Consider the following 19,032-nt stretch of genomic DNA (forward strand, 5'->3'; position numbering starts at 1 on the left):
CAGACTAACTAAAGAATACTGACACTGCTTATTGACTACTTTCTTCAAGTGCTTCCCAAAATTCGTAAGCTCTGCGCAAATGCGGAATGACAATGGTTCCGCCAACTAAGGTTGCAATTCCCATGGCTTCCATCATTTCTTCTTTGGTAATACCTTCTTTGTAACTGGTTTCCAAATGGTATTTGATGCAATCATCGCAGCGCAAAACTGCCGAAGCAACTAAACCCAATAGCTCTTTTGTTTTTACATCCAAAGCACCAGCAGCATACGCATTGGTGTCTAAATTGAAAATTCGTTTGATGACTAAATTGTTATCAGCCAATAATTTTTCGTTCATTTTAGAACGATAATCGTTGAATTCTTCTACTAAATTACTCATTTAATTGTTGTTGTTTTTTATAGACGACTGAGGAAATTATGATGCTTATTTCGTATAAAATTAATAATGGAATGGCAACAATGGTCTGACTTACCACATCGGGTGGTGTGACAATTGCGGCCAAAATCAATACGATTACAATGGCATAACGACGGTATTCTCTGAGGAATTTCGGAGTTACGAGTCCGAGTTTGGTCAAGAAATAGATGATAATCGGTAATTCAAAAAACAAACCTGAAGCAATGGACGATGTTTTGATTAATCCGATATATGAGTTGATGTTAATCTCGTTGACTATCACTTCACTGACTGAGAATGTGGCAAAAAAGTTGACCGACATAGGTGCGATTACAAAATACCCAAACAATACACCTGTAAAAAACAATAATGACGATATAAAAATGAACGACTTTGCATTTTTACGTTCTTTTTCATAAAGAGCAGGCTTGATGAAATTCCAAAATTGATATAATATATAAGGAAAAGCCAATATGAAACCTACCAAGATTAAGGTCCAGATGTACAATGACATTTGACCTTCCATTTCGGTGTTTTGAAGTTTGAATGGCAATTCTTCTACACAAAAACTTTCAACACCAATTTTTTGAGACAGTTCACAGAAAAAACGATAGGTCACAAAGTTTGGGTCTTTTGGACCAAAAAGTATGGTGTCAAAAATAAAATCATCAAAGAAAAAAGCGGCAACGGCCATAATGACTATGGCAAATGCACTTCTGACTAAAACCCATCTGAATTCCTCAAGATGGTCCATAAACGACATTTCTTTCTTAACTTCTTTCGCCATTATACAATTCCTTCTTTTAAAATGTCGTGCAAGTGAATTACACCTTTATATTCATTGTTGTCAACTACCACCAATTGAGTAATCGAAAAATCTTCCAAAATATTTAATGCATCCACAACCATATCAGTAGATTTGATTGTTTTCGGATTCACCGTCATAATATCTTTTGCAGTTAAACCTGTAATAGTTTCTGTTTTGTTGAGCATTCTTCGGATGTCGCCATCCGTGATGATTCCGACTACTTTATCATTTTCAATCACAGCTGCAACTCCCAATCGTTTTTCTGAAATTTCGACGATTACATTTTTAATACTTGAATCAGGATTCACAAATGGTTTTCTCGAAGTATCCAACATATCCTTTACACTAAGTAACAATTTTTTGCCCAATGAACCACCAGGATGGTATTTGGCAAAATCTTCGGGTTTGAAATCGCGCATTTTCATCAAACAAACGGCAATGGCGTCGCCCATAACCAATTGAGCTGTCGTGCTGTCGGTTGGTGCTAAATTATTCGGGCAGGATTCGCTTTCAACATAAGTATTTAAAACAAAGTGAGCTTCTTTGCCTAAAAAGGAAGTCGGATTTCCTGTAATAGCAATCAGTTGATTTCCGAAATTCTTCAAAAGCGGTACTAATATTTTAATTTCCGGACTATTACCGCTTTTCGAAATGCAAATTACGGCATCGTCTTTTTGAACCATACCTAAATCGCCATGAATGGCTTCAGAAGCATGTAGAAATAAAGAAGGTGTTCCAGTAGAATTTAGAGTGGCAACAATTTTCTGCGCAATGATAGCACTTTTACCAATTCCGGTTACGACCAATCGTCCTTTTAAATTATAAATGATTTCTACTGCAGAGACAAAATCGTCATTGATGAATTGGGTGAGTTTGGCAATGGATTGACTTTCAGATTCAATAGTTTTCTTAGCAGAGGCAATGATGTTTTCTTTTGTTATCAAAATAGATTTAGTATAAAATTTGCATTAATAAAAGAAAGTTGTATATTTATGGTTACAAATTTAGATAAAAAAATAGTATTATTTTAGAATGAGTACCAACGAAATTGACATACACAAAGAATTAAAAAAATATTTTGGTTTTGACCAATTTAAAGGATTGCAGGAAAAGGTTATTAAAAGTATAATCAGTAAGAAAAATACTTTTGTAATTATGCCTACAGGTGGTGGAAAATCACTTTGTTATCAATTGCCTGCTTTAATTCAGGAAGGAACTGCAATAGTGGTGTCTCCTTTGATTGCTTTGATGAAAAATCAGGTGGATGCCATCAGAGGTGTTTCATCTGAAAATGGAATTGCTCACGTTCTAAATTCGTCGTTAACCAAAACTGAAATTAATCAAGTAAAAAAAGATATTACTTCGGGTGTGACTAAGTTGCTTTATGTTGCTCCTGAATCCTTGACGAAAGAAGAATACGTTGAATTTTTACAAAGTGTTCCGATTTCTTTTGTCGCTATTGATGAAGCGCATTGTATTTCAGAATGGGGACACGATTTCCGTCCAGAATACCGTAATCTTAGAACCATAATCAAACAATTAGGAGATGTTCCTGTTATCGGATTAACTGCAACTGCAACTCCAAAAGTACAAGAAGACATTCTTAAAAACTTGGATATGTCAGATGCCACAGCGTTTAAAGCATCATTCAATCGACCTAATTTGTTTTACGAAGTACGTACCAAAACCAAAAATATCGAAGCCGATATCATTCGCTTCATCAAACAAAATAAAGGCAAATCCGGAATTATCTACTGCTTAAGTCGTAAAAAAGTAGAAGAAATAGCCGAGGTTTTGCAAGTAAACGGAATCAGTGCCGTTCCTTATCATGCTGGTTTAGACGCCAAAACGCGAGCCAAACATCAAGACATGTTTTTGATGGAAGATGTAGAAGTCGTTGTGGCGACTATTGCCTTCGGAATGGGGATTGACAAACCCGATGTGCGTTTTGTAATCCACCACGATATTCCGAAATCACTCGAAAGTTATTATCAAGAAACCGGGCGCGCAGGGCGTGATGGTGGAGAAGGTCATTGTTTGGCGTATTATTCCTATAAAGACGTTGAAAAATTAGAAAAATTCATGTCCGGAAAACCTGTGGCTGAGCAAGAAATTGGATATGCCTTGCTACAAGAAGTGGTCGCTTATGCTGAAACTTCCATGTCGCGACGTAAATTTTTACTTCATTATTTTGGTGAAGAATTCGACAGCGAAACAGGAGAAGGCGCTGATATGGACGACAACGTTCGCAATCCAAAAACAAAAGTGGAAGCCAAAGATCAGGTGAAAATGTTGTTGGAAGTAGTTCGCGATACCAAACATCTTTACAAATCAAAAGAAGTAGTGTATGCTTTAATTGGAAGAGTTAACGCTACAATCAAAGCCTATCGCACGGATACCAAAGCTTTTTTTGGTTGCGGAAAAGATTTTGAAGAACGCTATTGGATGGCATTAATCCGTCAGGTTTTAGTGGATGGTTTATTGAATAAAGACATTGAAACGTATGGAATTTTAAAGGTTTCTGAAAAAGGAGAAGCTTTCATCAAAAATCCAACTTCGTTCATGATGTCAGAAGACCATGAATACAATGAAGCCGAAGATGAAGCCATTGTTACTGCTGCAAAATCATCGGGAACTGCCGACGAAGTTTTGATGGGAATGTTGCGCGATTTACGTAAAAAAGTAGCAAAAAAATTAGGTGTTCCGCCTTTTGTAGTGTTTCAAGATCCATCGTTAGAAGACATGGCTCTGAAATACCCAATTACCATAGATGAGTTGACTAATACTCATGGAGTTGGCGAAGGAAAAGCCAAGAAATACGGAAAAGAGTTTGTAGAATTAATCAGCCGTTATGTTGAAGACAACGATATCATTCGTCCAGATGATTTGGTAGTTAAATCAACGGGTGCCAATTCAGCTAACAAATTATACATTATCCAAAATATTGATCGCAAATTATCATTAGAAGATATTGCTTCTGCAAAAGGGATGAACATGGATGCTTTATTAAAAGAAATGGAGCAGATTGTGTATTCTGGAACCAAGTTAAACATCAAATATTGGATTGATGAAATGCTCGATGAAGATCAACAAGAAGAAATTCATGATTATTTCATGGAATCAGAATCGGATAAAATAGAAGATGCTTTAAAAGAATTTGACGGCGATTACGATATTGAAGAGTTGCGATTAATGAGAATCAAATTCATAAGCGAAGTAGCGAATTAAACTTTATGAAGATAATCAGGTTTTATTATTTGTTGATTTTATTAATTTCGACAAAAGTATTTTCAACTGGGCAAGTGCCTGATTATTTAATAATCGATAATGATACTTTAAAAATCCACTCTAATCCTTTAGAGCCTTATTTTGATAAAAATCCAATTCCAAATAATCTGATAACCATGCGGTCTACGGCAAATTGGCGCGGTTATATTGCTTATTTTAAATTTGTAAACAATAATTTAGTCGTTGAAAATATTTATAAAGAGGAGTATAGAACCAAATCTGATGGCAGACATGAAGATTTTCTAACTTCTATTTACAAAGATGTTTTTGGAGAAAAAATAGATTTTCCATGTGATTTTTACACCGGTTTATTGGTTTGCCCGTACGGAGAAATTCTAGAATACGTTCATATGGGATACAGTTCAACCTATGAGTTTTATAAACTATTTGAAGTCAATTCTGGAGTATTCATTAAGTCTAAAGAAATGACAGGTAATGAATACAGTTCATTTAAATTAGAGCATTACAAGTACTTTAAAACAACTGAAGATTATAAGGTTGAGCGTGAAAAGTTCCAACAGATGATGAATGAAACCGATAAAATGTTTGCTGAAGAAGTTGAAAAAAAGTCCAAAAAGAAAAAATCTTCCTCAAAAGAAAATAGTTATCTAAAGCAGAAAGAGGCAGAATATCATCAAAATAAGATGTTGGACTCCTTTATGTTTCAGTTTTTGAACAATTATATAAAAACCATAGATGTACCTAAAAAAAATTAAGATGAAAAAAATCCTTCCTTTTACAGTCCTTGTAGTACTTACCTTATTCTCATTGTTCAGTTTTGTGACTCTTGGAGATAAAGAACATGACAAACGTTTAGTTGGAATCTGGAAGGGATTTGAGGTTGATAAACAGTATGAAGGCGTTGAAAAACATTGGATTCAACAACGATTTGAAAATGGAACCTATGTGATTATGTTTACTTCAAAGCAAGATTGCGAAATTCAAACATTTACTGAAAAAGGAAAATGGTGGACCAAAGACGGAGAGTTTTTTGAACAATCCAAAAGTTCGAAAACTATTGACGTATACAAATACACCGTTGATAATCCTATGGTTGTAAGTTTTAAAAGTGTTACTCTTTTAGGTAAAAAAGACGATAGTTATATTTTTTCTGACTATAAAGTAGACTTAGATTAAGTGTAAAGTTCACCACGATGCGGTTTCAATGCATCTCTTACCTGAATCATATGCTCATCGGTTACAACCATAAAGGCGATAGCATGCATTTCAGTTAGAACTTCAAATCCTGTTATAGAAATGGATAGTTGTTCTATTGCAATATACTCTTTCAAATGAATTTCATGGTGCTCAGCTGTTTTTGCTGAAGCTGGCCCACGAAAATCCCATATTAATTTTATTTGTCTTGACATTAGATAGAAGGTTTTGTTTTTATTTGGAACAAAAGCGCTCGAGCCAAAGGTAAGTTTTTACTAAATTTGAAAAAAAACTTTGCTATGAATTATTTCAAATACCTCATATTTTTTATTTGTATTTCGTCTTTTTCTCAAGAACTTTCTTTAGAGCAAGCCAATCATCTAGCGAGTTTACCAATTAAGTGCCTTCAACAGGAATATCCCAATAAGCTGGGTCAAATGTTAATTGATAGCACCGAAATTCAAAGTCCTAAAAAACTGCATCCGTCTTTTTATGGTTGTTTTGATTGGCATTCATCGGTTCACGGTCATTGGTCATTGGTTTTTTTGTTGAAGAAATTTCCAAATTTGGCTCAAAGAGAATCGATAATTAAAAAGTTGCAAGTCAATTTGTCAAAAGATAATGTTCAAGCCGAAATTGAGTATCTATCAAAAAAACACGAAAAATCGTTTGAACGAACCTATGGGTGGAATTGGTTGTTAAAACTCCAGCTTGAATTAGAAACGTACAACGAACCTTTTGCTCAAGAACTGGCTCAGAATTTAAAGCCATTATCCAATTTAATTATTGAGCGATACATAGAATTTTTGCCCAAACTGTTGTATCCCATTCGCGTTGGAACGCATTCTAATACGGCATTCGGACTCACATTTGCTTGGGATTACGCTGTTCATTCTAATAACGTTAATTTTCAAAAGTACATCAGAGAAAATTCCATTCGATTGTTTCTAAATGATGTTAATTGCCCGTTCAATTGGGAACCAAGTGGCACCGATTTTCTCTCGCCATGTTTGGAAGAAATGGGTTTAATGCAGCGAGTTCTGCAACAAGATGATTTTATTAGATGGTTAAAGAAATTCGCTCCACAATTATTTAATAAAAAATTCAAATGGGAAGTTGCCAAGGTGTCTGATCGGACTGATGGTCACTTAGTGCATTTGGATGGATTGAATTTCAGTCGCGCATGGAATTTATATCATTTGATTAATTCCTATCCCAAACAGTTTGGCCATTTAAAAGCGTTGGCTGATGTTCATTTGAATTTTTCACTGCCTTCTGTAGTTGATGGAAATTATGAAGGCGAACATTGGTTGGCTTCTTTTGCCTTACACGCTTATGAAGAAAGGAAATAAAAAAAGGTCGTCTAACCAGGACGACCTTTTCAAGTTTAATTTAACCAATTAAAACCAATAAACCATTTTTTTAACAAATCAAAGATACAGAAATATCGATAAAAGTAATAAAAAAATCGATTAAATACGTTTTTAATATTTTAAAGTAAGTAAAGTAATACAAAAAAATCTATTTATAGCACTTTATCGAGTGAAAAAAAAGGGTGCTGTAAATGATTGATTATAAGTTGTTTTTTATTGTTTAACAATGTAAAAGAACACGATAAAATACTAATTCCAATTCCTTACTTTTGCAAAAAAAAAATAGAGTGCCACGCGAAATTCAATTACAAGTTGCTCCAGAAGTTGTTGCAAACGAAAGTCTGCTCAAAGAACATATTGCTAAATTGTTTACAATTTCGACAACTGAAATTGAGCATATTATTCCAGTAAAACGTTCAATTGATGCGCGTCAAAAAGCCATAAAAATAAATTATAAAGTCAATGTGTTTTTTAAAGGCGAAGATTTTATCCCACAAAAAATAGAACTTCCCGATTATAAGAATGTTTCCAATGCCGAAGAAGTTATTATCGTTGGCGCAGGCCCAGCAGGATTGTTTGCCGCTTTGCAATTAATTGAATTAGGATTAAAACCAATTGTCTTAGAACGTGGAAAAGACGTTCGTGGTCGTCGACGCGATTTAAAAGCCATCAATCGCGATCATATCGTCAATGAAGATTCCAATTATTGTTTTGGAGAAGGTGGAGCCGGAACTTATTCAGATGGAAAATTGTATACTCGTTCCAAAAAAAGAGGTGATGTTGATCGGATTTTACGATTGTTAGTTGCTTTTGGTGCTTCAGATGAAATTTTAGTCGAAGCACATCCACACATCGGAACCAATAAATTGCCTCAGATCATTCAGGATATTCGAGAAAAAATTATTGAATGTGGAGGAAAAGTACTTTTCGAAACTCGAGTAACTGATTTCATCATCAAAGAGAATTCGATAAAAGGTGTGATGGTACAAAATGGAGATGCAATTGAAGCCAATAATGTGATTTTAGCAACCGGACATTCCGCTCGTGATATTTTCGAATTATTAGACCGAAAGAAAATTCATATCGAAGCCAAGCTTTTTGCTCTTGGCGTTCGAGCAGAACATCCGCAGGAATTAATTGATAAAATACAATACAGTTGTGATTACAGAGGTGAATTTTTGCCGCCATCACCGTATTCGATAGTAAAGCAGGTAAATGGTCGCGGAATGTATTCGTTTTGTATGTGTCCGGGCGGAGTTATTGCGCCGTGTGCTACAAGTCCGGGTGAAGTTGTAACTAATGGTTGGTCGCCATCCAAACGAGATCAGGCCACCGCCAATTCTGGAATTGTAGTCGAATTAAAACTAGAAGATTTCAAACCTTTCGCAAAATTTGGTGCTTTAGCCGGAATGGAATTTCAAAAAGCAATTGAACAAAAAGCATGGTATTTGGCTGGTTCTACTCAAAAAGTACCTGCACAACGAATGATTGATTTTACGCAAAATAAGATTTCCCAATCCATACCCAAAACATCCTATGTTCCCGGAACCACTTCGGTTGAAATGGGACAAGTATTTCCTGGCTTTTTAACACAAATCATGCGCGAAGGATTCATAGAATTTGGGAAAACTATGCGCGGTTATTTGACAAATGATGCTATCTTGCATGCTCCAGAAAGCAGAACATCATCGCCAGTCAGAATTCCGCGTGATAATGAAACATTAGAACACGTTCAAATAAAAGGTTTATATCCTTGTGGAGAAGGTGCAGGATATGCTGGTGGAATCATTTCGGCAGCGATTGATGGTGAAAAGTGTGCATTAAAAATTGCCGCTTCTGTAAAAAAATAAAAAAAAAGTAATTTTAAAAGTAGGGTGAAGACATTTTAAGTTGTCTGAATACATGAAAAAGAGAATTACTAAATTTAAAAATTGGTTAAAAAAATTGATGTGAAAAAGGAATTTGCTATGAAGAAGAAAATTCTATTAAAAAAAATTGCTATAAAAAGAATTAATTTAGTTTTTCTCTTTTTCTTTTTATTGATGAGTGTGTTAGTTTCTTGTACTGATGGTGATACTATTGAACAAGAAGTAGTTACAACCAAGAGTATTGGTTTAAGAACAACCCTTAATAAAATCAAAGGAGATCATGGTATTGATGGAAGAGTAGCGACTTCTTGTTTTGATTTTGTTTATCCATTGAATTTATCATACAATAATTCCACTGTAGTATTGGTGAATTCTGAAGCAGGATTATTGTCATTGTTAGAAAATGAACATAATTCGCTTTACATAGACGGAATTTCTTTCCCATTTCAAATAATATCGACAGGAGATGGAACAACAATGACCGTTAGTAATGAGGCTGATTTTCAAAATATTGTTGAAGCATGTGATTTTCCAACGTTTAATGATTATATAACCGATGGAACATGTTATAACTTCATCTATCCGTTTTCAGTGAAAAATCATAATAATCAAACGGTTACCATCACTAGTAATACAATGTTGAACGACATGATTGTGACCAATAATGGCAATTTTATATTGGATATGGTATATCCTTTTTCGGTTGCTAAAAACGGCCAAAATATTCCAGTAGAAGACGCCTACCAATTCTTTGAAATTAATGATGATTGTGTTGTTGCTTGTAATTGTGACCCAATTGATGCTCCAGTTTGTGTGCAAACCACCACGGGAATTTTACAATTTCAGAACGAATGTATAGCAAATTGTGCTGGTTTTTACACTGCAGATTTTGTGAATTGTAATTAAGAAAGTTAAGTTATTTTGTTTTAATAAAGTTGGAAAATTAATTGAATTTTGTTACCACACAATCTCCTCTGAATGTGTGGTAATAGTTTTTATATATGAGTAAAACAGACCAAAAATCAGATTCTCTTTTATGCTCGGAAACGGTTTTTAAATCTGTTTTTGATTTGAATTATAAAGCACTCAGAAACTATTTAGTATATCAATTCAGAAATGTCGATCGTGCTGAAGATACTGCTCAAAATGCTTTTGTTATTTTGTGGGAGAACTGTAAAATACTCAAACCAGAACAAGCCAAAAGTTTTTTGTTTACTACTGCCATTCGACTTTCATTGAATCAAATTAAACACGATAAAGTGGTTTCTAATTTTGAATTAATATCAAAGCCAAAATCCATAAATGTTGAATCGCCAGAGTATTTATTTGAAGAAGTAGAACTTAAAGTTCGTTTAGAAAAAGCAATTAATGAATTACCAGAAAAGCAACGAGTAGTTTTTTTAATGAATCGATTTGAAAATCACTCGTATGCTGAAATAGCAAAATTATTGGATTTATCTGTAAAAGCAGTAGAAAAAAGAATGCATCAAGCTTTACTTTCATTACGGAAAGTGGCAAAAAATGTATAAAATATAGGTTATGGAAAATGAAAAAGACATTTATTTAGCCGATTGGTTGGCCGACAAAATCTCTGATGATCAATTGAAGCAATTGGTGGGTGATGAGGATTTTATCGCCTATAAAAAAATCAGGATAGCTCTTCAAGGTTATGGTATTTCTGATCCCGATATGGAAAAAGATTTTGAAGCTATTCAACAATTACTTCGAGCTAAAAAAGAAACAAAAACTAAAACTAGAATTATTCCTTTGTGGGCGTACTCAGTTGCAGCCAGTTTAGTTCTGTTTTTTGGGTTGTATCAAGTGTATTTTGTTACCAATGAGGTGAGTACTGATGTTGGCGATTCAAAAGAAATTCATCTTAGCGACAATTCAGTTGTAACTCTTAACTCCAAATCGAAAGTTACTTACCCTAATTTATTTCGGTTCAACAGAACCATACAATTAGAAGGTGAAGCTTATTTTGATGTTCAAAAAGGAGAAAAATTCACCGTTGAAACTGCTTTAGGCAAGGTGAGTGTTTTAGGAACTGAATTCAATGTAACTTCGTTCTCCAATTATTTTGAAGTAACTTGTTATGAGGGAAAAGTAAGTGTTGAAACTCATAAGCAAACTGTAATTCTTACTCCAGGTGAAAGCGTTCGTTTATATGATGATACATTCGAAAATTGGGCTGAAACTACTGATAAAAAACCAGAATGGATTTCGGGTGAATCTACTTTCAAGAATGTTCCAATAAAGTACGTTATTGCCAAATTTAAAAATCAATACGATGTTGAAATAAAATTTCCTAAGAGCATAGAAAATAGTAAATTTACAGGAAGTTTTACACATTCAAATATCGAAACCGCTTTGAAAACAATTTGTATACCTTTAAATCTTAACTATTCCGATAGTAATTCAAAAACAATTCAAATCTCTGAATGAAACAACTACTTTCTTTCTTGTTATTAGGATTGTTTTCTTTTTCATGGGCACAAAAAATAGATAAATTTCCATTCGAGTATTCTTCAGAGAGAATGGAAAAAGTACTAGTTGATGTTGAAAATAAATTCAAGATTAAGTACTCCTATCTAGACAGTATTGTAGCCCAAAAGAAGATTACTTTGCCTAAAAGAAAGTACAGTCTAAAGGAAATTAACGAATCAATTGAACTCCAAACTTCTTTAAAAATTACCCAAATCGACAATCGGTTTTACACGATTTCTAAAGTACAGGATTCCATCAGAAACTACCAACTCAAAGAAATTATTATAGAAGGTTTTGTCGCTCAAGGAATTAACAAAACCAACGAAAAGTTTATTATTTATCCGCAAAAAGTTGAAACACTTCCTGGTGTAACTGATGCGGATATTTTGCTTTCATTACAACAGTTGCCCGGAGTTAAAAGTCCGAACGAAACCGCCACAGGATTACACGTTCGCGGCGGAACTTCCGATCAAAATTTGATTTTGTGGGACGGAATTCGACTGTATCATCCTGGACATTTATTCGGAATGATATCCGGAATCAATCCCAATGTAAATCAGACCGTTAATTATTACAACAAATCTACTAATCCTAAATTTGGCGAACGTATCTCAAGTGTAATTGATATTAAAACTTCAGATGTAATTACAGATAAAGTCAAAGGAAAAGCCGGAATTAACGCGCTCAATGCCGATTTGTATTTTCAAATTCCAATCATCAAAAAGAAACTCGGTTTGCAATTATCGGGCAGAAAATCGTTTACCGAATGGTGGCAATCACCCACGTTCAATCAATTGGCAGACAAAGTGTTTCAAAACACCAATTTTAATGATTTTGACAATCAAAACCAATTCGACTTTGAAGATTATTCGGCTAAAATCAATTTTATTCCTTCCAATAAAACGTCGATTTCTGTAACTGGTATTGTCATTGATAATAATTTGAATTTCATTAATGAAGTTCCCAATTACAGTGTTAATAACCAAAAAATGAACATCATTAATTATGGTTATAGCTTCAATTGGACGCAGAAATACAGTGATTCATTCACCCAAAAAATGCTATTATTCTATTCTTCGTATGATTTTGATTATGAGAAAAGACAGCAATTTTCAACAACACAATTTGAAGCATATAGAAAATTGAATCGCATTGTAGATTCGGGTGCTGAACTTAATTTTTCCAATGTTTTTTCAGACAATTTGAGTTTGGATTTTGGATATCAACTCTTCGGAAACGATGCTTCGCACTTATTTAGTAGTTTCAATCAAGACATCGGATTTGATTTGAGTTTGATGCAATTGAATACGATAAATCATATTGGATATTCGTTTTTAAAATATAAAATTAAGGATTGGGATTTGCACGGTGGCGCTCGATATAATTGGTATGGAAAGCTGCGAATAGGAAGTTTTGAACCCCGAATTTTTATTCAAAAACAACTTACAGATCATTTTATTTGGCAAACTACTTATGAGCGTAAAAGCCAGATTTTAAGTCAAGTTCGAGAAAATGAGGCCAACGATTTGAGTTTGGAAAACTACGTTTGGGTGATATCTAAAAATGGAGATAATCCGATTCAAAAGGGGAATCAATTTACAACGGGTCTTATTTTCAAGAAGAATAATTGGGTAGTTGATATCGACTTGTATTATAAAACAATTAAAGGAATTACTTCCTTTTCCTTTGGATTTTCAAACCAATTTGATACTGCAGTTCGTTCAGGAAATGGATTTACCAAAGGAATTGATGTTTTGGTTCAAAAAAGCTCTCCAACGTGGCGTGCATGGGTAACGTATACGTACCAAGATTCGCAAAACCGATTTGAAGATGTTAATGAATACAATTACTTTCAAATCAATTCGAATGTAAAGCATGCTTTCAATGCTTCGTTTAATAAAAAGTGGAATTTGTTTTCGGTCACTTTAGGTTGGTTCATTCATTCAGGAAAACCTTTTAGTTCATTGAATAGTGATAACCAAATTGCAACATTCAATTCAGAGCGTTTACCCATCTATCACCGATTGGATATTTCAGCTATCTACCAGTTGCGCGAAACAAAATCAACTAATTTAAAAATCGGATTGTCATTATACAATCTGTACAATCGTAAAAGCATTATCAGTAAAGAATTGGAGCGACGCTACGAAGATTTAGCGGATTATTCTGTACCAAAATACTCTATTCAAGATTACTATTCTTTAGGAATTACTCCTAATTTGTTCTTGAGGTATACTTTTTAAAAACAAAGCCCACAAAAGTTAATTTGTGAGCCTTGAAAGAGTTAGCAACCACTCGTTATTTTTTCAATCGGTCTTTAAAAACCTTTTCAAATTTGGCTATTTTTGGCTGAATCACCATTTGACAATACGGCTTTTCTTTGTTATTATTGTAATAATTCTGGTGATAGTCTTCGGCTGCATAAAATTGTGTAAACGGTTCTAAACTAGTTACAATTTTGCTCGAAAACACATTCGAATCATTCAATTCCTTAATAATACTTTCGGCTGCTTTTTTCTGTTCTTCGTTCTTGTAAAAAACTACTGAACGGTACTGTGTTCCAACATCTGCGCCTTGTCGGTTCAAAGTTGTTGGATCGTGAACTGTGAAAAACACTTTAAAAATTTCGTCTAAATTAGTTACAGTTGTATCATAAGTGATTTCGACTACTTCAGCTGCTCCGGTTCTACCTGTGCATACTTCTTCATAACTCGGATTTTCTACTTTCCCACCCGAAAAACCTGAAACTACTTTTTCAACACCTTTTAAATTTTCATAAACGGCTTCTACACACCAATAACAGCCACCGCCTAAAACTATAGTTTCAAGATTTCCTTTACTTGAAGTTACAGCAACTTGATCAGGTACAAAATCCAAAGAAATGGCATTCATACAATAGCGTTTGCCAGTAGGTTCTGGACCATCATCAAATAAATGCCCTAAATGACTATCACAACGACCGCAATTGGCTTCTATACGGTGCATTCCATACGAATTGTCATCCTTGAACGTAATGCTTTTTTTGTTGTCTTGTTCAAAGAAACTCGGCCAACCACAACTACTAGTAAATTTTTGATCGGATTTGAATAATCGATACCCACAAGCGGCACAATAATAGGTTCCTTTGACTTCCGAATTCCACATGGTTCCAGTAAAAGCACGCTCCGTATCAGCTTCTCTAGCAACCGCGTACAAATCGGGTGAAAGAATTTTTTTCCACTCCGAATTGGGTACATTTAATTTGGTCGTATCGGTATTTGAATAATAAGGGTTTTCAGGCTTGTTGATTACATTTTCCATGGCAGTTGTAGTTTTTGTAGTGAGTTTTTTTGAATCGGATTGTCCGCAAGCACTCAAGGTGAAAAGCGAAAGCAATGCCAATATTTTCAGACCTTTTTTCATAGTCGTTTGTTTTATTTAGTACAAATTTACAATAGATATACGCTACAAAATGTCGTTTGGTTTACAAATAACAGTGATTTAAGGAAAGTTTAACGCTTGTTAACGAGTTGTTTTTTTTCACTCGTATAAAGATGTAAAACTAGCTAAATTAAGTCTTTATTTAGTAATAGGTAAAATTGAGTTTGGTTGTTCCTTCCCATCTAAATTTTGATTATATAGGTCATAAAAAGCACTGATTTGTGAGAAGTTTAACTATTGTTTGCAAGATGGCACAATTATGGGTTTCATATTTTTCGTACTTTTGACCAGCATTTACATTTCAATGAAAGAAGAACAAGTAATATTAGTCAACGAAAAAGACGAACCAATTGGTTTGATGAATAAACTTGAAGCACACGAGAAAGCTGTTTTGCATCGCGCATTTTCGGTTTTTATACTCAACGGCAAGAACGAAGTAATGCTGCAACAACGCGCGCATCACAAATACCATTCGCCCTTGTTGTGGACCAACACGTGTTGCAGTCACCAAAGAGCAGGTGAGACCAATATACAAGCAGGAAAACGCCGTTTATATGAAGAAATGGGTTTCACAGCAGAACTTAAAGAATTATTTCATTTTATTTATAAAGCGCCATTTGACAATGGTTTGACCGAACACGAACTCGATCATGTAATGATTGGCTATTACAATGATGAACCCAACATCAACAAGGATGAAGTAGAAAGTTGGAAATGGATGAAAATTGAAGACATTAAAGAAGATATGATCGAGAATCCTGATGTTTACACAGTTTGGTTCAAGATTATTTTCGATGAATTTTATCATTATTTAGAAGATCATAAATTATAAACCATGAAAGTTACCGTTTCCAGAAAAGCACATTTTAACGCAGCTCATCGATTGTACCGTAAAGATTGGTCGATGGAACAAAACGATTTGATTTTCGGGAAATGCAACAATCCGAACTTTCACGGTCACAACTACGAATTAATCGTTTCGGTTACTGGCGAAATTGACCCAGAAACCGGATTTGTAATCGACGTTAAAATCCTTTCCGATTTGATTAAATCGCATATTGAAGAAGCGTTTGATCACAAAAATCTGAATTTGGATGTTCCCGAATTTGCGGATTTAAATCCGACTGCCGAAAATATTGCCGTGGTGATTTGGAATAAGCTCAGAAAGCACATTGATATTTCTAAAGAGTTAGAAGTGGTATTGTACGAAACACCGCGTAATTTTGTAACCTACAAAGGCAACTAATCATGTTAAAAGTAGGTGACGCAGTTCCGAATTTTACTGCTAAAGAGAGCAATGGAACTACTTTTGATAGTTCTAATTACATCGGAAAACAACCTTTGGTAATTTATTTTTACCCCAAAGACGACACACCAGGTTGTACTGCTGAAGCATGTAGTTTCAGAGATTCCTATCAAGATTTTAAAGAATTAGGCGCTGAAGTAATCGGAATTAGTTCGGATTCAGTTGAGTCGCACATTCAATTCAAAAGCAAGTTCAGTTTGCCTTTTATTTTGCTTTCGGATAACGATAAAAAACTCCGCAAACTTTTTGGAGTTGAAAATAACTTTTTGATTTTTCCCGGGCGTGAAACCTATGTTGTGGATGCCAATGGAATCATTCGGATGAAGTTCAATAGTGTTGCGGCCAAATCACACATTAGTAAAGCGTTAGAAACTTTAAAAAGGTTGAAATAATACGATTTTTGTTGTCTTTTCGTTATCTAATTATTCTTAACTGTTGTGAATTGATAAAATAGTATTTCTATTTTTTCGCATCTTTGCACTCTAAATCAAATCAATGAAATTTTATCCTTTACAATTTCAACCTATTTTAAAAGACCGAATTTGGGGCGGAACCAAATTAAGAACGTATTTGAATAAACCAATTTCTTCTGAAATTACTGGCGAAAGTTGGGAAATATCAACAGTTGAAAATGATGTTAGTGTTGTTTCAAATGGAACTTTTAAAGGAAAATCACTCAACGAAATAATTGAATTGTATCCCAAAGAAATTCTCGGAACAAGAGTTTATGAACAGTTTGGGAATCAATTTCCCTTATTATTTAAGTATTTGGATGCTCGAGAAGATTTGTCAATCCAAGTTCATCCAAACGATGAATTGGCTAAAAAACGTCACAATTCTTTTGGTAAAACCGAAATGTGGTATGTGATGCAAGCCGATCAAGAAGCTCGATTGATTGTAGGTTTTAAAGAAAAATCGTCAAAAGAAAAGTACGTTCATCATCTTGAAAATAAGTCTTTGTTGACTATTTTGGATTCCAAAAAAGTGCAAAAAGGCGATGTTTACTTTTTGGATACAGGAACCGTTCATGCAATTGGAGCCGGAACGGTCATTGCCGAAATTCAGCAAACCTCAGATATTACGTATCGGTTGTATGATTTTGATAGGGTAGATGCCAATGGAAATACGCGTGAATTACACATCGATTTAGCTTTGGATGCTATTAATTATGATGTTGTTGAAGCTGAGAGAGAATATGAAAAGAAAGAAAATACATCTAATCAAATAGCGACATGTCAGTATTTTACCACCAATTTCATTCCGTTGGATGGTGCCATGAAAATGAGTTCAAACAATGAGTCCTTTCGAGTTTTTATGTGCGTGGATGGTGAATTCGAATTGAAATTTAACGAGACTAACTACGAATACAAAACTGGAGATACCGTTTTAATTCCGGCTCAGACTGACGGTTATACACTTTTAGGAAAAGCGAATATTTTAGAAATTTATATTTAAAGACTTGTTTTCAAAAGATTATCCGTAATTTTGCATCAAATTTTAAAAATAAAAGAAAATGCCAAGTGTAAGAAATTTAAAAAAAGACATCAATTTCGTTTTAGGTGATATTATTGAAGCAGTTTACATCTGTGAGATGACAACAGCAGGAAAACCTACTGATGCAACTAATGCAATTATTGACGAAGCTATTGAGTCATTTGACGCTTTAATCGCTAAGGTAAACGATAAGAAAGTTGAAAATAAAAAAGCACATTTTAAGCAAATCAATGCCGAATTAGAACAAACTGCTAATCAGTTGGTTGCTAAGATTAACGCATTATAATTCAAAATTTCGATAAAAAAGTGCAAAAATATTTTGGAGAATAAAATTTGAAATATATATTTGCAATCGAATTGAGACGCCGATGTAGCTCAGCTGGCTAGAGCAGCTGATTTGTAATCAGCAGGTCGTGGGTTCGAGTCCCTCTATCGGCTCTAAAAAAAAGGAAAGCAATCAGCTTTCCTTTTTTGTTTTCCAAAAAGTTGTGGACGAGAAGTTTATTCCGATGTATTTTGAAAACAGTTTAATGTAGTTAAACTGTATTGAAAAAACGATCGGAAAGTCCCTCTATCGGCTCTAAAAAAAGGAAAGCAATCAGCTTTCCTTTTTTGTTTTTATAAAAAAACCAACTCAATTGAGTTGGTTTTAATTTGAATAACTTCTATGAGTTTATTTGCTCTCCATTTTCTTTCTTTCTGCGATTAATAAATCAAGTTTTTTTCCATACATTGATTTAGCCACTTTAGGTGATAATGATTTTTGAATAGTATCGAGGTATTTCAAATTGATATCATAAATTTCAGCTAATGTTACATAGGGAGCAACTTCATAATCTCTGTGATTTACAGCAAAATTGGTTGTATATAAATACTTGCTTTTTAGAACGTCGTCTTGTTTTTTCTGAATTAGTTCGATCTTTTTAGCATCGTTTTTTGCTAAAATCTTCTCTTTAATCAAATTTAAATTTTGATCAACGTAGCGTGAAACCACTTTTTTATATTCTTCATACAAATCATGATTTTTTGATCCAGTTATTTTAGCATCTCCTGTAAAAAAATCTAACGAAGTTTCAATGTTAATTTTACCTTTTTCTGCAAAAAAAACGATGTTGTTGTCCAACGAATTACTCACCCCGCGATCCAAGAATAAATAGAACATTTCGGGTTCATCTATATTCATTTCACTTTTGAAATGTGAATCACCATTGATTTTAATGGTATCTAAAGGCACCAAAATCGTATCATTGATTTTTTGAATATAAAGAGTTCCTTTTTTTAATCCTTTTACAAATCCTGTTATTTCAAGGTTTTTATCCGATTTTTTTTCCGAACAAGATGCCAAAGTCATAATTGTGGCAACTAGTAAAATACGTTTAAGCATAATTTTTATTTTGGCGCAAAATAATGAAAAAATCCTCAATGAATTGCTATTC

The 19,032-nt window shown here is 34.0% G+C and carries 20 protein-coding genes and 1 tRNA gene; 15 read left to right on the forward strand and 6 right to left on the reverse strand.

Features of this window, described 5'->3' with window-relative positions:
- Positions 1 to 28 precede the first annotated feature (28 nt).
- The 3 genes from VK161_RS04365 to VK161_RS04375 are packed head-to-tail and all read right to left on the reverse strand — an operon-like array spanning position 29 to position 2,149.
- Positions 29 to 379 (reverse strand): carboxymuconolactone decarboxylase family protein, encoded by a 351-nt coding sequence (locus tag VK161_RS04365; protein ID WP_324213540.1) that lies wholly within the window; start codon positions 377 to 379, stop codon positions 29 to 31.
- Positions 372 to 1,184, reverse strand: a complete 813-nt coding sequence (gene tatC / locus VK161_RS04370; protein ID WP_324213541.1) for a twin-arginine translocase subunit TatC — start codon at positions 1,182 to 1,184, stop codon at positions 372 to 374. The genes VK161_RS04365 and tatC overlap by 8 nt, the downstream gene beginning before the upstream one ends.
- Positions 1,184 to 2,149: a KpsF/GutQ family sugar-phosphate isomerase gene (locus VK161_RS04375; RefSeq protein ID WP_324213542.1), complete on the reverse strand. Its 966-nt coding sequence runs from the start codon at positions 2,147 to 2,149 to the stop codon at positions 1,184 to 1,186. The genes tatC and VK161_RS04375 overlap by 1 nt, the downstream gene beginning before the upstream one ends.
- Before the next feature lie 88 nt (positions 2,150 to 2,237).
- On the opposite strand from VK161_RS04375, the gene recQ reads away from it, so the two are divergent.
- Genes recQ through VK161_RS04390 form a run of 3 tightly spaced genes read left to right on the forward strand, consistent with a single transcriptional unit; the run spans position 2,238 to position 5,630 of the window.
- Entirely contained in the window at positions 2,238 to 4,433 is a 2,196-nt protein-coding gene (gene recQ, locus VK161_RS04380) for a DNA helicase RecQ (protein WP_324213543.1), read from the forward strand.
- 5 nt (positions 4,434 to 4,438) lie between these two features.
- Positions 4,439 to 5,209 carry a hypothetical protein gene (locus tag VK161_RS04385; protein ID WP_324213544.1) on the forward strand — a complete coding sequence of 257 codons (771 nt, stop codon included), beginning with the start codon at positions 4,439 to 4,441 and terminating at the stop codon, positions 5,207 to 5,209.
- Between the two features lies 1 nt (position 5,210).
- On the forward strand, positions 5,211 to 5,630 hold the full coding sequence (locus VK161_RS04390) for a hypothetical protein (RefSeq protein WP_324213545.1): 420 nt from the start codon (positions 5,211 to 5,213) through the stop codon (positions 5,628 to 5,630).
- Here the strand turns inward: VK161_RS04390 and VK161_RS04395 are convergent.
- The gene (locus tag VK161_RS04395) at positions 5,627 to 5,863 is read right to left on the reverse strand and encodes a hypothetical protein (protein WP_324213546.1); all 237 of its coding nucleotides are present in this window, start codon (positions 5,861 to 5,863) and stop codon (positions 5,627 to 5,629) included. The two genes, VK161_RS04390 and VK161_RS04395, sit on opposite strands and share 4 nt — an antisense overlap.
- An 84-nt stretch (positions 5,864 to 5,947) precedes the next feature.
- On the opposite strand from VK161_RS04395, the gene VK161_RS04400 reads away from it, so the two are divergent.
- From VK161_RS04400 to VK161_RS04425, 6 genes are all read left to right on the forward strand, one after another.
- Positions 5,948 to 7,000 (forward strand): DUF2891 domain-containing protein, encoded by a 1,053-nt coding sequence (locus tag VK161_RS04400; protein ID WP_324213547.1) that lies wholly within the window; start codon positions 5,948 to 5,950, stop codon positions 6,998 to 7,000.
- A 308-nt stretch (positions 7,001 to 7,308) separates the two neighbouring features.
- A complete protein-coding gene (locus VK161_RS04405; protein ID WP_324213548.1) occupies positions 7,309 to 8,871 on the forward strand; it encodes an NAD(P)/FAD-dependent oxidoreductase in 1,563 nt (520 codons plus the stop codon).
- A 117-nt stretch (positions 8,872 to 8,988) separates the two neighbouring features.
- Complete coding sequence (locus VK161_RS04410; RefSeq protein ID WP_324213549.1) at positions 8,989 to 9,795, forward strand: hypothetical protein; 807 nt, start codon at positions 8,989 to 8,991, stop codon at positions 9,793 to 9,795.
- 95 nt (positions 9,796 to 9,890) lie between these two features.
- A complete protein-coding gene (locus VK161_RS04415) occupies positions 9,891 to 10,418 on the forward strand; it encodes an RNA polymerase sigma factor (protein ID WP_324213550.1) in 528 nt (175 codons plus the stop codon).
- Positions 10,419 to 10,428: 10 nt separating this feature from the next.
- Positions 10,429 to 11,334: a FecR family protein gene (locus tag VK161_RS04420; RefSeq protein ID WP_324213551.1), complete on the forward strand. Its 906-nt coding sequence runs from the start codon at positions 10,429 to 10,431 to the stop codon at positions 11,332 to 11,334.
- On the forward strand, positions 11,331 to 13,619 hold the full coding sequence (locus VK161_RS04425) for a hypothetical protein (protein ID WP_324213552.1): 2,289 nt from the start codon (positions 11,331 to 11,333) through the stop codon (positions 13,617 to 13,619). Before VK161_RS04420 ends, VK161_RS04425 begins: the two co-directional genes overlap by 4 nt.
- A gap of 55 nt (positions 13,620 to 13,674) precedes the next feature.
- On the opposite strand, the gene VK161_RS04430 is transcribed toward VK161_RS04425, so the two are convergent.
- Complete coding sequence (locus tag VK161_RS04430; RefSeq protein WP_324213553.1) at positions 13,675 to 14,778, reverse strand: bifunctional methionine sulfoxide reductase B/A protein; 1,104 nt, start codon at positions 14,776 to 14,778, stop codon at positions 13,675 to 13,677.
- A 322-nt stretch (positions 14,779 to 15,100) separates the two neighbouring features.
- On the opposite strand from VK161_RS04430, the gene idi reads away from it, so the two are divergent.
- The 6 genes from idi to VK161_RS04460 all read left to right on the forward strand — a co-directional run bounded on the left by idi (position 15,101) and on the right by VK161_RS04460 (position 18,034).
- The gene (gene idi, locus VK161_RS04435; RefSeq protein WP_324213701.1) at positions 15,101 to 15,628 is read left to right on the forward strand and encodes an isopentenyl-diphosphate Delta-isomerase; all 528 of its coding nucleotides are present in this window, start codon (positions 15,101 to 15,103) and stop codon (positions 15,626 to 15,628) included.
- Positions 15,629 to 15,631: 3 nt separating this feature from the next.
- Positions 15,632 to 16,042: a 6-pyruvoyl trahydropterin synthase family protein gene (locus tag VK161_RS04440; protein ID WP_324213554.1), complete on the forward strand. Its 411-nt coding sequence runs from the start codon at positions 15,632 to 15,634 to the stop codon at positions 16,040 to 16,042.
- Entirely contained in the window at positions 16,042 to 16,494 is a 453-nt protein-coding gene (locus VK161_RS04445; protein WP_324213702.1) for a peroxiredoxin, read from the forward strand. The genes VK161_RS04440 and VK161_RS04445 overlap by 1 nt, the downstream gene beginning before the upstream one ends.
- A 103-nt stretch (positions 16,495 to 16,597) precedes the next feature.
- Positions 16,598 to 17,557 (forward strand): type I phosphomannose isomerase catalytic subunit, encoded by a 960-nt coding sequence (locus tag VK161_RS04450; RefSeq protein WP_324213555.1) that lies wholly within the window; start codon positions 16,598 to 16,600, stop codon positions 17,555 to 17,557.
- 58 nt (positions 17,558 to 17,615) lie between these two features.
- Positions 17,616 to 17,882: a hypothetical protein gene (locus VK161_RS04455; protein ID WP_324213556.1), complete on the forward strand. Its 267-nt coding sequence runs from the start codon at positions 17,616 to 17,618 to the stop codon at positions 17,880 to 17,882.
- A 78-nt stretch (positions 17,883 to 17,960) separates the two neighbouring features.
- Positions 17,961 to 18,034, forward strand: a tRNA-Thr gene (locus VK161_RS04460).
- Between the two features lie 235 nt (positions 18,035 to 18,269).
- Here the strand turns inward: VK161_RS04460 and VK161_RS04465 are convergent.
- Entirely contained in the window at positions 18,270 to 18,980 is a 711-nt protein-coding gene (locus VK161_RS04465; RefSeq protein WP_324213557.1) for a DUF4369 domain-containing protein, read from the reverse strand.
- Positions 18,981 to 19,032 lie beyond the last annotated feature (52 nt).

It is taken from the genome of Flavobacterium sp. (genome assembly GCF_035299245.1).
Classification (GTDB): domain Bacteria; phylum Bacteroidota; class Bacteroidia; order Flavobacteriales; family Flavobacteriaceae; genus Flavobacterium.

Bases quoted from the DNA above. Each gene is read 5' to 3' on its own strand.
- VK161_RS04365 (WP_324213540.1), bottom strand. From the start codon at position 379: ATGAGTAATTTAGTAGAAGAATTCAACGATTATCGTTCTAAAATGAAC.
- tatC (WP_324213541.1), bottom strand. From the start codon at position 1,184: ATGGCGAAAGAAGTTAAGAAAGAAATGTCGTTTATGGACCATCTTGAG.
- recQ (WP_324213543.1), top strand. From the start codon at position 2,238: ATGAGTACCAACGAAATTGACATACACAAAGAATTAAAAAAATATTTT.
- VK161_RS04385 (WP_324213544.1), top strand. From the start codon at position 4,439: ATGAAGATAATCAGGTTTTATTATTTGTTGATTTTATTAATTTCGACA.
- VK161_RS04390 (WP_324213545.1), top strand. From the start codon at position 5,211: ATGAAAAAAATCCTTCCTTTTACAGTCCTTGTAGTACTTACCTTATTC.
- VK161_RS04395 (WP_324213546.1), bottom strand. From the start codon at position 5,863: ATGTCAAGACAAATAAAATTAATATGGGATTTTCGTGGGCCAGCTTCA.
- VK161_RS04400 (WP_324213547.1), top strand. From the start codon at position 5,948: ATGAATTATTTCAAATACCTCATATTTTTTATTTGTATTTCGTCTTTT.
- VK161_RS04410 (WP_324213549.1), top strand. From the start codon at position 8,989: ATGAAGAAGAAAATTCTATTAAAAAAAATTGCTATAAAAAGAATTAAT.
- VK161_RS04415 (WP_324213550.1), top strand. From the start codon at position 9,891: ATGAGTAAAACAGACCAAAAATCAGATTCTCTTTTATGCTCGGAAACG.
- VK161_RS04420 (WP_324213551.1), top strand. From the start codon at position 10,429: ATGGAAAATGAAAAAGACATTTATTTAGCCGATTGGTTGGCCGACAAA.
- VK161_RS04425 (WP_324213552.1), top strand. From the start codon at position 11,331: ATGAAACAACTACTTTCTTTCTTGTTATTAGGATTGTTTTCTTTTTCA.
- VK161_RS04430 (WP_324213553.1), bottom strand. From the start codon at position 14,778: ATGAAAAAAGGTCTGAAAATATTGGCATTGCTTTCGCTTTTCACCTTG.
- idi (WP_324213701.1), top strand. From the start codon at position 15,101: ATGAAAGAAGAACAAGTAATATTAGTCAACGAAAAAGACGAACCAATT.
- VK161_RS04440 (WP_324213554.1), top strand. From the start codon at position 15,632: ATGAAAGTTACCGTTTCCAGAAAAGCACATTTTAACGCAGCTCATCGA.
- VK161_RS04450 (WP_324213555.1), top strand. From the start codon at position 16,598: ATGAAATTTTATCCTTTACAATTTCAACCTATTTTAAAAGACCGAATT.
- VK161_RS04455 (WP_324213556.1), top strand. From the start codon at position 17,616: ATGCCAAGTGTAAGAAATTTAAAAAAAGACATCAATTTCGTTTTAGGT.
- VK161_RS04465 (WP_324213557.1), bottom strand. From the start codon at position 18,980: ATGCTTAAACGTATTTTACTAGTTGCCACAATTATGACTTTGGCATCT.